This is a genomic window from Cytobacillus sp. C11.1 (assembly GCF_058145115.1).
Map to the genome: position 1 here is coordinate 3906614 of NZ_CM176935.1, position 12871 is coordinate 3919484.

The 12871-nt window shown below is 41.6% G+C and carries 13 protein-coding genes; 2 read left to right on the forward strand and 11 right to left on the reverse strand.

Translation table 11 applies throughout. The annotated features are described in order from the left end of the window. Positions 1–1110, forward strand: a complete 1110-nt coding sequence (locus tag AC3ZVC_RS19420) for a zinc-binding dehydrogenase (RefSeq protein ID WP_490064825.1) — start codon at positions 1–3, stop codon at positions 1108–1110. Between the two features lie 23 nt (positions 1111–1133). After that, positions 1134–2582: an NAD-dependent succinate-semialdehyde dehydrogenase gene (locus tag AC3ZVC_RS19425; RefSeq protein ID WP_490064826.1), complete on the forward strand. Its 1449-nt coding sequence runs from the start codon at positions 1134–1136 to the stop codon at positions 2580–2582. Positions 2583–2628: 46 nt separating this feature from the next. Here the strand turns inward: AC3ZVC_RS19425 and AC3ZVC_RS19430 are convergent, their stop codons facing one another. The 11 genes from AC3ZVC_RS19430 to AC3ZVC_RS19480 all read right to left on the reverse strand — a co-directional run bounded on the left by AC3ZVC_RS19430 (position 2629) and on the right by AC3ZVC_RS19480 (position 12854). Next, complete coding sequence (locus tag AC3ZVC_RS19430; RefSeq protein WP_490064827.1) at positions 2629–3021, reverse strand: VOC family protein; 393 nt, start codon at positions 3019–3021, stop codon at positions 2629–2631. Positions 3022–3101: 80 nt separating this feature from the next. Continuing rightward, the gene (locus AC3ZVC_RS19435; RefSeq protein WP_490064828.1) at positions 3102–3665 is read right to left on the reverse strand and encodes a Fe-S-containing hydro-lyase; all 564 of its coding nucleotides are present in this window, start codon (positions 3663–3665) and stop codon (positions 3102–3104) included. An 11-nt stretch (positions 3666–3676) separates the two neighbouring features. Further along, entirely contained in the window at positions 3677–4522 is an 846-nt protein-coding gene (locus AC3ZVC_RS19440; RefSeq protein WP_490064829.1) for a fumarate hydratase, read from the reverse strand. Between the two features lie 23 nt (positions 4523–4545). Further along, a complete protein-coding gene (locus AC3ZVC_RS19445) occupies positions 4546–5928 on the reverse strand; it encodes an FAD-binding protein (protein WP_490064830.1) in 1383 nt (460 codons plus the stop codon). Beyond that, positions 5871–6086 carry an FAD-binding protein gene (locus AC3ZVC_RS19450; RefSeq protein ID WP_490064831.1) on the reverse strand — a complete coding sequence of 72 codons (216 nt, stop codon included), beginning with the start codon at positions 6084–6086 and terminating at the stop codon, positions 5871–5873. Before AC3ZVC_RS19450 ends, AC3ZVC_RS19445 begins: the two co-directional genes overlap by 58 nt. After that, entirely contained in the window at positions 6083–6829 is a 747-nt protein-coding gene (sdhB, locus tag AC3ZVC_RS19455) for a succinate dehydrogenase iron-sulfur subunit (protein WP_490064832.1), read from the reverse strand. The genes AC3ZVC_RS19450 and sdhB overlap by 4 nt, the downstream gene beginning before the upstream one ends. A 16-nt stretch (positions 6830–6845) precedes the next feature. Then, on the reverse strand, positions 6846–8621 hold the full coding sequence (gene sdhA, locus AC3ZVC_RS19460; RefSeq protein ID WP_490064833.1) for a succinate dehydrogenase flavoprotein subunit: 1776 nt from the start codon (positions 8619–8621) through the stop codon (positions 6846–6848). A gap of 131 nt (positions 8622–8752) precedes the next feature. Next, a complete protein-coding gene (locus AC3ZVC_RS19465; RefSeq protein ID WP_490064834.1) occupies positions 8753–9394 on the reverse strand; it encodes a succinate dehydrogenase/fumarate reductase transmembrane subunit in 642 nt (213 codons plus the stop codon). Next, positions 9376–10740, reverse strand: coding sequence for an MmgE/PrpD family protein (locus tag AC3ZVC_RS19470; RefSeq protein ID WP_490064835.1), 1365 nt, complete (start codon positions 10738–10740; stop codon positions 9376–9378). Before AC3ZVC_RS19470 ends, AC3ZVC_RS19465 begins: the two co-directional genes overlap by 19 nt. After that, a complete protein-coding gene (locus tag AC3ZVC_RS19475; RefSeq protein ID WP_490064836.1) occupies positions 10737–11654 on the reverse strand; it encodes a succinate--CoA ligase subunit alpha in 918 nt (305 codons plus the stop codon). The genes AC3ZVC_RS19470 and AC3ZVC_RS19475 overlap by 4 nt, the downstream gene beginning before the upstream one ends. Further along, on the reverse strand, positions 11655–12854 hold the full coding sequence (locus AC3ZVC_RS19480) for an ATP-grasp domain-containing protein (protein WP_490064837.1): 1200 nt from the start codon (positions 12852–12854) through the stop codon (positions 11655–11657). It abuts the gene before it with no gap. Positions 12855–12871 lie beyond the last annotated feature (17 nt).

The window sequence follows — 12871 nt, forward strand, 5'->3', positions numbered from 1 at the left end:
ATGACAGAACAAACTGCAGTTAAAACTGGAAAAGTAGCCGTAATGACAGAACCGCTTAACCTGGATTACCAGGAATACAGCATCCCCTCCCCTCAGCCGGTATCACTGGTTGTAAAGGTAACCAGGACCAATGTGTGCGGTTCGGAATTGCACATTTGGAGAGGTCATCACCCCAGCATTAAACGGGGGGTACTTGGGCACGAGATGATTGGAACCATTCACGAGCTTGGAGAAGGAATTACGAAGGATTATGCCGGAGAACCAGTAAAAGTCGGAGATCGCATTGTCTCTACATACTTCCTGACATGCCGCAGATGCAGCCCCTGCCAGGAGGGCAAATTCCATCTTTGTGAAAATGCATATGAATTTTGGACAAAGCAGCCTGAAGTTGAACCTCATTTTCACGGATCATTTGCTACTCATTATTATATTCATGAAAATCAATATTTTTATAAAGTACCAGATAACGTACCTGATGTTTCTGCTGCGAGTGCCAACTGTGCACTTTCCCAGGTATATTTTGGAATCGAAGAAGCAGAGCTGCGCTACAACCAGACCCTTGTTATTCAGGGAGCTGGCGGTTTAGGTTTATATGCCTCTGCCATTGCAAAAGAAAAAGGTGCAAAGGTTATTGTCATTGATGGAATTAAAAGCAGACTGGAACAAGCGAAAAAATTTGGTGCAGACCATGTAATTGATATGAACGAATATCCTACACTTGAATTAAGGGAGAGAGCTGTTCTTGAACTTACTAATGGCAAAGGTGCAGAAGTTGGCATGGAGCTGGCCGGTGTTCCAGCTGCTTTTGCAGAGGGTATTCATTTGATTCGCCCAGGCGGGAAATACGTAACGATTGGAAACGTGTCAATTGGCAAATTATGCGAATTTGATCCGGGTCTGTTAACCAGAAAATCTATTAAGATTCTTCCTATTGTTAGATATAACCCTTGGTACTTAAGAAAATCCCTTGAGTTTTTATCTGCGTCTATTGATAAATACCCATTTGATCAAATGCTTGATGCTGAATTTAGACTTGATCAAATACAGGAAGCTTTGGATAAATCAGCTGCTCGTGAGGTTACGCGTGCTTCTATTATTGTTGCTGAGTAATTTACTTGAAAGGGATTGATCAGATGAGCACCAACGTTGCAGATCTTAACAAGCTATATATTAATGGTGAATGGGTTCAGGCAGAATCTGGTGAAAGGATAGATGTCATTAATCCGGCTACAGGAGGGATTGTCAGCCCTGTTCCGAAGGCTGGAGAAAAGGAAGCAAAACTTGCTGTTAATGCAGCCCATGAAGCATTTAAAAGCTGGTCTCAGACAACTTCTTATGAAAGAAGTGCCCTTTTATTAAAGTGGCATGACCTTCTTTTAGAAAACAAGGAAGAAGTTGCTCAAGTTTTAGTAGAGGAGCAAGGCAAACCCTTAACTGAAGCCTTGGGTGAGATTAATTATGCTGCCAGCTTCCTTTCATGGTACGCAGAAGAAGCGAAAAGGATATATGGTGAAACAGTCCCGGCCTCTTTCCCGGATAAGAGAATTCTATTGATTAAACAGCCAGTTGGTGTAGTAGCTGCAATAACACCTTGGAACTTCCCAGCAGCAATGATTACGAGAAAAATAGCTCCTGCTCTTGCTGCTGGCTGTACGACAGTCGTTAAACCTGCTGAATTGACTCCATTAACCGCAATTAAATTGGCGGAGCTTGCAGAAAAAGCAGGTATTCCAAAAGGTGTTATTAATGTAATTACAGGGGATGCAAAAAAAATCGGGCAAACTTGGCTTCAAGATGAACGAGTTGCCAAGATAACTTTTACCGGATCGACAGAGGTAGGCAAGCTGCTTATGCGGGGTGCCGCAGATACGGTTAAAAAGGTATCTCTAGAACTCGGGGGCCATGCACCTGTTATTGTATTTGCTGATGCTGATCTGGAAAAAGCAGTTAGCGGAGTTATTGCATCAAAATTCAGAAACTGCGGGCAAACCTGCGTTTGTGCAAATAGAATTTATGTTGAAAAATCAATTCTGCCTAAATTCACAGCCAAGCTTAAGGAAGAAGTGGCAAAAATTAAAGTAGGATTAGGTTATGAACCCGGTGCAGATATAGGCCCTCTTATTAATGAAGCAGCCTATGATAAGGTGAAAAAGCATATTGACGATGCAGTTGAGAAGGGCGCTTCCGTTGAGATCGGAGGAAAAAGGATAGCAGAATATAATAACGGCTATTTCTTTGAACCAACAATCTTGAGCGGCGTTACTGATCATATGGTCATTATGCAGGAGGAAACTTTTGGTCCTATTGCTCCAATTATTGAATTTAATAGTATTGAAGAAGTAATTGAAAAGGCAAACAGTTCCCGCTACGGTCTTGCTGCATATGCCTTTACCGAGAATTTAAAGACGGCCATCACCGCATATGAGAAACTTGAATTTGGAATAGTAGGCATCAATGACGGTATTCCGTCTGCAGCACAAGCGCCTTTTGGCGGATTAAAGGAAAGCGGACTGGGCCGCGAGGGTGGACACCATGGACTTGATGAATTTTTGGAAATAAAATATGTTTCAATAAAACTATAGAAATATATAAGACCCTAAGCATTGGCTTTGGGTCTTTTTTATCAATCTAGTTAATTGAAGGAGTACTGTTAGAAATCTCAATAAGATTCCCATCTGGATCCCTAATATAGACTGACATTAAGGGGCCAAGTGCCCCTGTTCTTTCAACAGGTCCTTCTTCAATTGCAATATTGCAGCACTGTAAATGATTCATTACTTCACTTATTTCCGTTTTAGTAATAAAACAAAGATCTGCTGAACCTGGCATTGGATTGTGAGCTTTTGGCTCAAACTCATTCCCTTTCTGATGCAGGTTTATTTTCTGGTTTCCAAACCTAAGAGCTTTTCTGCCTTCACCAAAGGTTATAACCTCCATCCCTAAAACTAATTTATAAAACCCACAGGTGTTTTCAATACTTTGGACCGTCAGCACCAGGTGATCCAATCTATCTATTTTCATACACTTTACCTCCCAATAAGATAAAAAAACAAAACCCCGGAATACTATCAGAGGTTTCGTTCATTAGTAATCTATAATTTTTACTGATTTTTCTGTTCGTTAAATTCCTGTTTCCCCAATTGGTACCAGTCTGTGCCTTCACTATCAATAATTACAACTGCGGGAAAATTCTCAACGGTTAATTTGTGAATCGCCTCGGGGCCCAGATCCTCATATGCGATCACTTCCATCGCTTTAATAGAGCGGGCAATCAGTGCACCCGATCCGCCTATTGCGGCGAAATAAACAGCTTTATTCTGTTTCATGGAATCTATAACTTCCTGGTTCCGGTATCCTTTGCCAATCATTCCTTTTAAGCCTCGATCGAGCAAAGACGGTGTATATTTATCCATTCTTCCGCTGGTTGTCGGACCTGCTGATCCAATAACCTGCCCTGGCTTGGCAGGAGTTGGTCCAACATAATAGATTGTTTGGCCTTTAATATTAATAGGAAGTTCTTCACCCTTTTGCAGTGCTTCCGACATTCTTTTATGAGCGGCATCTCTTGCGGTGTAAATAGTACCGCTGATCAAAACCCGCTCGCCTGCTTTTAAATTTGTTAATACATTTTCATCAATAGGGCTGATAACTTTGGTTGCTGACAACTGAATTCCTCCTACAGTCTGGCTTCTTTATGTCTGCTCGCATGGCAGTTTAAGTTTATTGCTACGGGCAAGGCTGCGATGTGGCAGGGCTCTATTTCAATTTTTACATCAAGAGCCGTTGTATTTCCTCCCATGCCCTGAGGACCAATACCCAGTTTATTTATTTCTTCCATTAATTCATTTTCCAGCTTTGCGAGCTCGGGGCGATCACTGCGGTGGCCAATCGGCCTGAACAATGACTTTTTTGCTAAATAAGCGCATCTTTCAAAATTGCCGCCAATCCCTACTCCGACCACCAAAGGAGGACATGCATTCGGCCCGGCTTTTGCTACCGTATCGAGGATATACTCTTTTATGCCCTCAAGTCCATCTGATGGCTTCAGCATCTTCAAGCTGCTCATATTTTCACTTCCGCCTCCCTTTGCGGACATGTGAATAATCATTTCATCACCTGGAATCATTTCGAGATGGATTATGGATGGAGTGTTATAACCTTTACTTTTTTCGCGGGTGATTGGATGATCAACAATAGAATGCCTTAAATAGCCTTCTTCATATCCTTTTTTGACTCCTTCATTTATCGCATCGTAAATACTGCCGCCGGAAATATGGCATTCCTGGCCAATTTCCACAATAAATACCGAAACGCCAGTGTCCTGACACATAGGAACCCTCTCGCTTTTTGCTATATTTGCGTTCTGAATCAGCTGCTCCAATATGTCTTTGCCAGTTTCAGATTTTTCATTTTTCAAGGCTGTTTGAAAAGCCTCAACGACGTCTTGGCCTAAGTCAAAATTAGCTTCCTGGCACATCTTCGCTACCTTTTCAACAATCTCCCCATAAGTAATGATTTTCATATTACCTTCCCCCTTTTCCATCTTTACGGCATTTCAGCTCTTGAAGCTGCAGGAGTAAATTGGATACTTGTTTTGTGAATTCGATTTTTGCCTTCCCATTCCTTCTTTTCTTCCTTAATATCCTGAAGCTTATGAGCTCCACGGCTCTCTTTTCTTGTTGCTGCTGCACTAGCAGAAGCCCATGCAGCCCGAACTTTATCACGCAGTTGGAGAGCCTGTATAGTGTTTTCTTTCTCTAAATTTAATGCAATCAGGTTTAATTCATCAGCAGCTTCTTCCAAGGATCGGGAGGTTCTTTCAATCCCCACTTTTTTCCACATAATATCTTTTACTTTTTTGATTATTTCAGATTCATCGATATTAGTAGAGTTATTTTTTAATTCATCTATTTCAAATATCATAGTGCCCGAAATGTTTCGAGATGACTTCTCATGTACAGCCATCTTTCCAGCACGGTAGCCAAAAACAAGTGATTCTGTTAAGGAACCTCCGCCTAGACGGTTAGCACCATGCAGTCCTCCTGTCACCTCTCCGCTTGCATAGAGACCCGGAATATTGGTTCTGCCCCATTCATCTGTTTGTACACCCCCCATGCAATAATGCTGCACAGGACTCATAATCCACTCACCCGAATTCCCTTTTTGATAAAGTCGATACAGATATGGACTGTCATGCTGAAGCACTTTTTCTGCCACGCCAGAAAAATCAATCAGGACCTTATTTTCTTTATACATTGCATAACTGAGTGTATCTCTTGTTTCAAGCTCCTTTTTAGGAAACTTCTCCATAAACCGTTCGCTTTTCTCGTTTACAAGAAAAGCGCCTTTCGCAAAAATCTTTGTCATAACATCGATGTTTGCGGGCTGCTGCAAACGATACGGGTAAAATTGTACAAACTCCATATCAACTAGAATAGCCCCATGCCTCCATGCCATGCCGATTCCTTCACCGGAAACATCCCTTGGATTATCCGAAGACTGATAGAGTCCGCCAAAACCGCCCGTTGCCAAAATAACTGCTGGTGAATAGATAATTTGAAACTCTTTGCTTTTTTGGATCAGTGCACCTTTTACTTCATTATTATCTTTTATTAAGTCAACAACTGCAGACTGTTCATGAAAATCAATTCCTATTTCAATCGCATAATCACGCATTGGCTTCGTAATGTTCTTTCCAAGCCCTGTTCCTGCGTATACTCTTCTCGGTTGAGAATGGCCTGGAGTAACAATCACTTTTTCTCTTTCAAGACTGATTCCAAATTTACTTTCTAATTCATTCACTCTAACCGTACATTCTTCAGCTAAAGCTCTGGCTAACCTTTTATCAGATAAATGCCTGCCGCCTTCTACTATATCCTGGATAAACTGTTCCGGAGAATCTCCAGGAGAAAAAATGGCTGAATGCACACTATCAGAAATAACTGAGGATCCCCAAGCCCTGCTTTTCCCTTTGTGACCAAAGCCACAGATGCTCCCTCTTCTTTTGCGGAGATTGCAGCAGCCAATGCTGCCTGCCCGCCGCCTATAACCATAACGTCATATTGATAATATTGGATTGTTCTCATCTCCTTAGCCAGCTCCATAATGCATAACGATTTGCATCTTTATTTAGTTCGGCAATAGCAGTTGTTAACGGTATTTCTTTAGGGCAGACCTGAACACAATTTTGAGAGTTCCCGCAGTTTGCGATCCCTTCCTCGCTAATTATGACTTCTAATCTGTGATTCTTCTGCTGAGCCCCCGTTGGATGCATGTTAAAGTATTTTGTCTGCCCTAATGCCTGAGGCCCAATAAAGGGAGAACCGCTATTTACATTGGGACAAGCCTCCAGGCAGCATCCGCAGGTCATACAGGTGGAATATTTGTATGCTTCCTGTTGTGCATCAGAAGAAATCAGCGGACCAGCACCCATAGGATAAGTTCCATCTATGGGAATCCAGCCTTTAATTTTCTTAAGGGCATCAAACATTCTTTCTCTATTAACAACAAGGTCCTTTTCAACAGGAAACGTTTCCATCGGCTCTAAAACAATAGGCTGTTCCAGGCGATCAACCAATGTCGAACAGGCTTGTCTGACTTTTCCGTTTATTTTCATGCTGCAAGCACCGCAGACTTCTTCCAGGCAATTATACTCCCAAGCTACTGATCTAACATTTTCTCCCTGTACGTTAACGGGATTTTTCTGTATCTCCATTAACGCTGAAATAACATTCATATTTTTCCGGAAAGGGATGTTAAATTCCTCCCAGTAAGAGGCTTTATCTTCAGCATCTTGACGCTTGATTCTCAGCTTGATATCTGCTGCCATGTTATCACCTTCCTTTCTATGTGTTTGATGTCTCTTCTTTTTTTCCTGAGGTGACAATGTCATATCTTCTTGGCCTTGGAGCTATATATTTAAGGTCTACCGGCTCATAAGATAGGCTTGGACCGAAGGGGGTATAAGTGGCAATCGTTGTTTTTAGCCAATTTTCGTCATCTCTTACCGGAAATTCAGGTTTATAGTGCGCTCCCCTGCTTTCATTCCTGTTAAGAGCTCCAACCGTAATAACCCTTGCAAGCTCAAGCATATTTTTAAGCTGCCGGACAAAGGGAACCGTTCTGTTATGCCATCTGGATGTATCATCTATTCCGATGTTCTTGAAGCGTTCCTGAAGTTCCTGAAGCTTCTCATCTGTTTGCTGGAGTCGGTCGTTATACCTAACTACTGTTACGTTGTCCACCATCCAATCACTCATTTCGACATGAAGCTGGTATGGGTTTTCACTGCCGTTCATCTTATAGATCTTCTCAATTTCTTCTTCTTGCTTCTTTTGTTCTTTTTCAAAGAGGGATAATGGAAGGTCTTCACAGGACTTTTGAAGCCTATTTACATAACTGACTGCATTTGGGCCAGTCACCATTCCGCCATATATCGCTGAAACTAATGAATTGGCTCCAAGCCGATTTCCTCCATGATATTGGTAATCACATTCTCCACATGCAAAAAGGCCAGGAATATTGGTCATTTGGTCATAATCCACCCAGAGGCCTCCCATTGAATAATGCATGGCCGGGAATATTTTCATTGGCAGCTTTCTTGGATCATCTCCCACAAACTTTTCATAGATATCAAGAATTCCGCCAAGTTTGCGCTGCAATAATTCTGCAGGCAGGTGGGAAAGATCCAGGTAAACCATATTCTCCCCGTTGATTCCAAGTTTGAGGTCTACACAAACGTGAAAAATTTCCCGTGTTGCAATATCCCTTGGTACCAGATTCCCGTAAGCAGGATACTTTTCTTCGAGGAAATACCATGGTTTACCATCGCGGTAAACCCAGACTCTTCCTCCCTCACCGCGTGCTGACTCTGACATTAACCTGAGTTTATCGTCTCCCGGGATAGCTGTTGGGTGAATTTGTATAAATTCACCGTTTGCATACCTGGCCCCTTGCTGGTATGCAATACTATGTGCGCTCCCAGTATTTATAATGGAATTGGTGCTTTTCCGAAATATGTTTCCTATTCCCCCTGAGGCTAAAATAACAGCATCTGATTTAAAAGTTTGAAGTTCCATTGATTTTAAGTTTTGGGCTGTAATTCCCCGGCATCTTCCCTCATCATCTTTAATAAGCGAAACCAATTCCCAATATTCAAACTTCTCAACCAAGCCTTCCGCTTCATATCTTCGAACCTGCTCGTCAAGGGCATAAAGGATTTGCTGCCCTGTTGTGGAACCTGCAAAAGCCGTCCTTGAATATTTAGCTCCTCCCAATCTCCTGAAATCAATATGACCTTCTTCTGTGCGATTAAATTGAACCCCCATTCTGGCTAATAAATAAATGATATCCGGAGCAGCTTCACACATTGCTTTTACAGGAGGCTGATTGGCTAAAAAATCACCGCCATATATCGTATCATCAAAGTGTTCCCATACTGAATCGCCCTCTCCCTTTGTATTTACCGCCCCGTTTATTCCACCTTGTGCACATACCGAATGTGAACGGCGAACAGGAACAAGGGAGAATAATTTCACTTTCTTTTTTGCTTCTGCAATTTTAATAGTAGCCATTAACCCGGCTAAGCCGCCGCCTATCACTATAATTTCCTGGTTTTGCATGGTATCCCTTCTCCCGTTTAAATTCAGATCATTAATGTTGAGCTTTTTGTGTTTTAAAGTTGAGGTCTTGGCCTTCCACTCCAATCAAAAAGGTGCCAATAGCACCCATGACCATTAACATAGCCTAAAGTTTAAATAGCAAATGAGATCAAACTTCCGAGACCCAGGCCAGCCAGAATAATAAAAACTACGAAGCATAGGTTCATGACAATTTTTTGCGAAGAAGGACCCACAGTTACTCCCCAGGTTATGAGAGAAGTTGAAAGCCCATTAGTAAAATGATAAGTGGTGCTGAGTACGCCTGCGATATAAAAAATCATCATAAAAGGATTTGCGAGATGTTCGCTTACAAGCTGATGATTAACCTCGATTTTGCTTACAGCAGGACTAATTCTAAGCGCCCAAACATGATAAATGACAAAAATAAAGGTAATAATTCCTGTTACTCTTTGGAGCAAAAAACTTATATTTCGATTGTATTTGTACACATGTGCATTTGGCTTTGATATGAAAGAAAGATAAATCCCGTAGACAGCATGAAAGAATAAAGGAAGTGCTATAAATCCAATTTCAAGGATAAAGAGAAATGGCAGGCTAAGCATAAATTCAATATGTTCATCATATTTCTCGCTTCCGAAAATAGCCAAGGCATTCCCCATTAAATGCTGAATTAAAAAAAGGCCTAGCGGGATAATTCCCGCTAGTGAATGCAGTCTAGATAGGATAAATTTCTTTCTGGAAGATGAAAGAGGCGTCACTGTGGCTGTTTGCACGACTCTTCCCTCACTTCCATTGCTATCCATTCTGAAACTTGTATTTCCTCCAAGCGTAAAATAGCGTCAACTTGTTCTTCAGCATCTTGGATCTTTTCCCGTGTAATTGTTTTAAACTTTTCGATGAGTTCTTTACTCGAAGCTGCTTTTTCTGGGTCTCCTTTTGGGTAATCAGTTGATTCAATGAAGGTTCTTCCATCTTTTAGTGTAATGATTACTTTTGCACCCCATTTTTGTGGATATGCATTTTCAAAGTATGGATCCACTTGCACATCCACTTTTTTCATTAGCTCTTTTATCGTAGGTGAATGCAAAATATCTTCATTATAATCAATTAATGAGGCTGAGCCTTTGACAGCAATCAGAGCGGCGCAAAATTGGCTGCTGAATTTTGAAGCGTATACAGTTTTAGGAGTAGGGTTATCAGTAATATTAAGCACTGTTTGATAAGTGCCGATTGAGATATTTTGAATTTGATCATGCTGGAGGGAGTTTTCTTTCATGATGTCCAGGATACAATCCATTGCTGGATGAGTATGTCGGCATGATGCATGAATTTTAAAGCTATTTTCCATTATTTTAAATTCACTGCCGAGATTTATTGTGATTTTTTCAGGATCATATTTTTCAGACATCGCATTAAAGAAGCCTCTTCTACCTTCCAGGATTTTGGAAGCAGATGTAAAGTTCTTTCTTGCCAGAAGGGCTGCAAGAGCACCATTGTACGCAGCTTTTGCTGTATGAAGCTGTTTCGTGTTGGCACCATCTTCAATAAACTCCCATAACCCAGCAGCCTGAGTACCAGCATTTCCAAGTGCATACATTGTCTGCTCAACAGATAAATTCAGAAGTTTAGCCACAGCAGCTGCAGAACCAAAAGTTCCGCATGTAGCTGTGTTATGCCAGTAATAATAATGAGAAGGGGATACTGCTTCCCCAATTCGATAACAGATTTCATATCCAACCGCCACAGCAGTTATTAATTCTTTACCGCTTAGCTGATACGCTTCTGCCACAGCTACTGCAGCAGGAATAACAACAGTTCCGGCATGAATAATGGAAGATTTATGAATGTCATCCAGCTCGACAATATGGCTTGCTGCAGCATTAACCAGGCAGGCATTGCCAATGGAGGACTTACCGCCAGTTACAAGGCTTGCTTGTTCATTACCTCCCCATTCATTTAGCAATTCTTTTATAGATTGAACCGGTTTTTCATCTTTGCCGGCAAGAGCAGATCCGTACCAGTCCAAAATACATAATTTCGTAAATTCAACTACTTCGTCAGGCAAATCTTCGAAACTTATTTTATTGGCATACTCAGCTAATGTTTTTGTTAGTATCATTTTACTTCCCCCACCTTCGCTCCTAACACAGATTGTAAAACACTGATAATATCATCATACTGTTCTACCACGTGGGCCCCTGATTCCTTAAGCGCTTCCATTTTAAGTGAAGGGCGTCCAATATTTCCTGAAATCATGGCACCGGCATGCCCAAAAACAGTTCCTTCCGGCATTAGTTCAGTAAATTTACCAGCGACAAAGGATATAAGCGGCTTTGTAAACCCTCCTTCTTTTATTAATTTGGCCGCGTCTTCTTCAAAAGACGTTCCCGGCTCCGAAAAGGTAACAACTGCTTCTGTTTCGTCATCCTTTTCAAAAAGAATAAGAAGGTCCCTGATCGTTGATCCTATTAAACTATCGCCGCCAATGCCAATGCTTGTTGTAACTCCATAACCTGCTCTTTTTACCATCCAGGATGTTTCCGCTGTCATTCCGCCGCTGCGGGAAATGACACCTACACTTCCAGGCACAAAACAACGTTCAGGGCGATCGCCGCCTATGGATCCCATTTTGATTCTATCCTTGGGATTGATTAATCCCACAGTATTGGGACCAATAATCGTGACCTTCTCTTTACGTGCAGCATGCAACAGTTTTACTGCATCATGCTGAGGTATATTTTCTGTTGTAACCACAATCAGCTTTATGCCGTTAGCTATTGCCTCAAGTACAGCATCTAAGGCAAACGCGGGAGGGACAACTATAAGGGATGCATTGATATCATGTACTTTAACTGCCTCAGCCACTGTATCGTATACCGGAACACCTTGAACATGCTGTCCGCCTTTTCCTGGAGTGATACCGGCAAATATCTTGGTTCCATAGGCGAGCGTATGGCTGACGATCATGGAAGCTTCCCTGCCTGTTATTCCCTGTACAGCCATTCTTGTATTATGATCGATTAGAATTGACATTTAAGACACTCCCTTCATCTTTTTAATCATTTCCGCTGCCGCTTCTTCGATTGTCAGGTCTTCTCCAAAATAAGTAATGCCTGCTTCAAGGAAAATTCTTTTGCCTTCCTCATCGTTTACACCGGCTTCCCTTACTACAATAGGAAAAGTTTTAGGGTTTATGCCTAATTCATGTATTGCTTCTACAATTCCCCTTGCCATAACATCTATCTGTGTATTATTGGTAATGTTATGCGCTACAAAAAGGCCTTTAACTCCTTTTTTGGAAAGTATGCCTTTCGTCAATCCTTTTACTTTTTCTTCTGAAGGATTACCGCCCGTTTCTGTGTAATTTGCAGGGTGTGCACCTAAATTAGTGAGGGCATCAAAGCTAAGCAAGCTTCCTCCTCCGCCTCCGCACATAAAACCAATTTCTCCGCCATCCATTTCGGTATATCGGGCAGTACCGCGATAATCCGCGTCATTCACCTTAACCATTTCTTTCTCCAGTTCGGTTAAAGGTCTCCAGGAACGCTCACTTCCGGATTCTACCTTTCCTTCAAGCTCAGGGTGCCGATAAAGTGCAGCATCATCCACTCCCATTACCGAAGCGGCTGCAATGACATTCTCATCTTTTGTCAGAACCAAAGGATTAATCTCTAAGATATAGGCGTCATATTTAATAAATACATCATACAACTTACAAAGAATGGCCGTTGCTTTTACTAAAGGCTTCCCTGTAACACCCAGCTTGCTCCAAATTTCTTTCGCCTGGTATGGGTAAAGCTGAGAGAATGGTTCAACATGAAAAACCACAACCTTTTCAGGTGCATCCTTTACAAGATCTTCTACTTCAATGCCACCCTCAGTTGTAGCAATAATTACTGGAACTTGCTTTTGAGAATCAATTGTAATTGAAACATACCATTCTTCATCTATATCAATCTTCTCTTCTAGCAGCACTTTTTCAACTGGAAAGTTCCTAACCGTCATTTCCAGTATTTCATCTGCTTTCCTTTTTGCTTCCTCAGCAGTATTTGCAAACTTAATAGCTCCTGCTTTACCTCTCTTTCCTACTGGCACAAGTGCTTTTAAAACACATGGATTAGATAGGTGCAGATCCGTGATTTCTTCACTATTTGAAATTACTGAATGTCCTGGTACAGGAATTCCACTTTCTTTTAGAATTGTTTTACTTACATCTTCCAGCATTCGCCCCATTCTTGTTTTCCTCCTAT

Coding starts and splice junctions, on each gene's coding strand:
- AC3ZVC_RS19470 (WP_490064835.1), bottom strand. CDS start 10,740: ATGATACTAACAAAAACATTAGCTGAGTATGCCAATAAAATAAGTTTC.
- AC3ZVC_RS19420 (WP_490064825.1), top strand. CDS start 1: ATGACAGAACAAACTGCAGTTAAAACTGGAAAAGTAGCCGTAATGACA.
- AC3ZVC_RS19450 (WP_490064831.1), bottom strand. CDS start 6,086: ATGAGAACAATCCAATATTATCAATATGACGTTATGGTTATAGGCGGC.
- AC3ZVC_RS19425 (WP_490064826.1), top strand. CDS start 1,134: ATGAGCACCAACGTTGCAGATCTTAACAAGCTATATATTAATGGTGAA.
- AC3ZVC_RS19430 (WP_490064827.1), bottom strand. CDS start 3,021: ATGAAAATAGATAGATTGGATCACCTGGTGCTGACGGTCCAAAGTATT.
- sdhA (WP_490064833.1), bottom strand. CDS start 8,621: ATGCAAAACCAGGAAATTATAGTGATAGGCGGCGGCTTAGCCGGGTTA.
- sdhB (WP_490064832.1), bottom strand. CDS start 6,829: ATGGCAGCAGATATCAAGCTGAGAATCAAGCGTCAAGATGCTGAAGAT.
- AC3ZVC_RS19475 (WP_490064836.1), bottom strand. CDS start 11,654: ATGTCAATTCTAATCGATCATAATACAAGAATGGCTGTACAGGGAATA.
- AC3ZVC_RS19440 (WP_490064829.1), bottom strand. CDS start 4,522: ATGAAAATCATTACTTATGGGGAGATTGTTGAAAAGGTAGCGAAGATG.
- AC3ZVC_RS19480 (WP_490064837.1), bottom strand. CDS start 12,854: ATGGGGCGAATGCTGGAAGATGTAAGTAAAACAATTCTAAAAGAAAGT.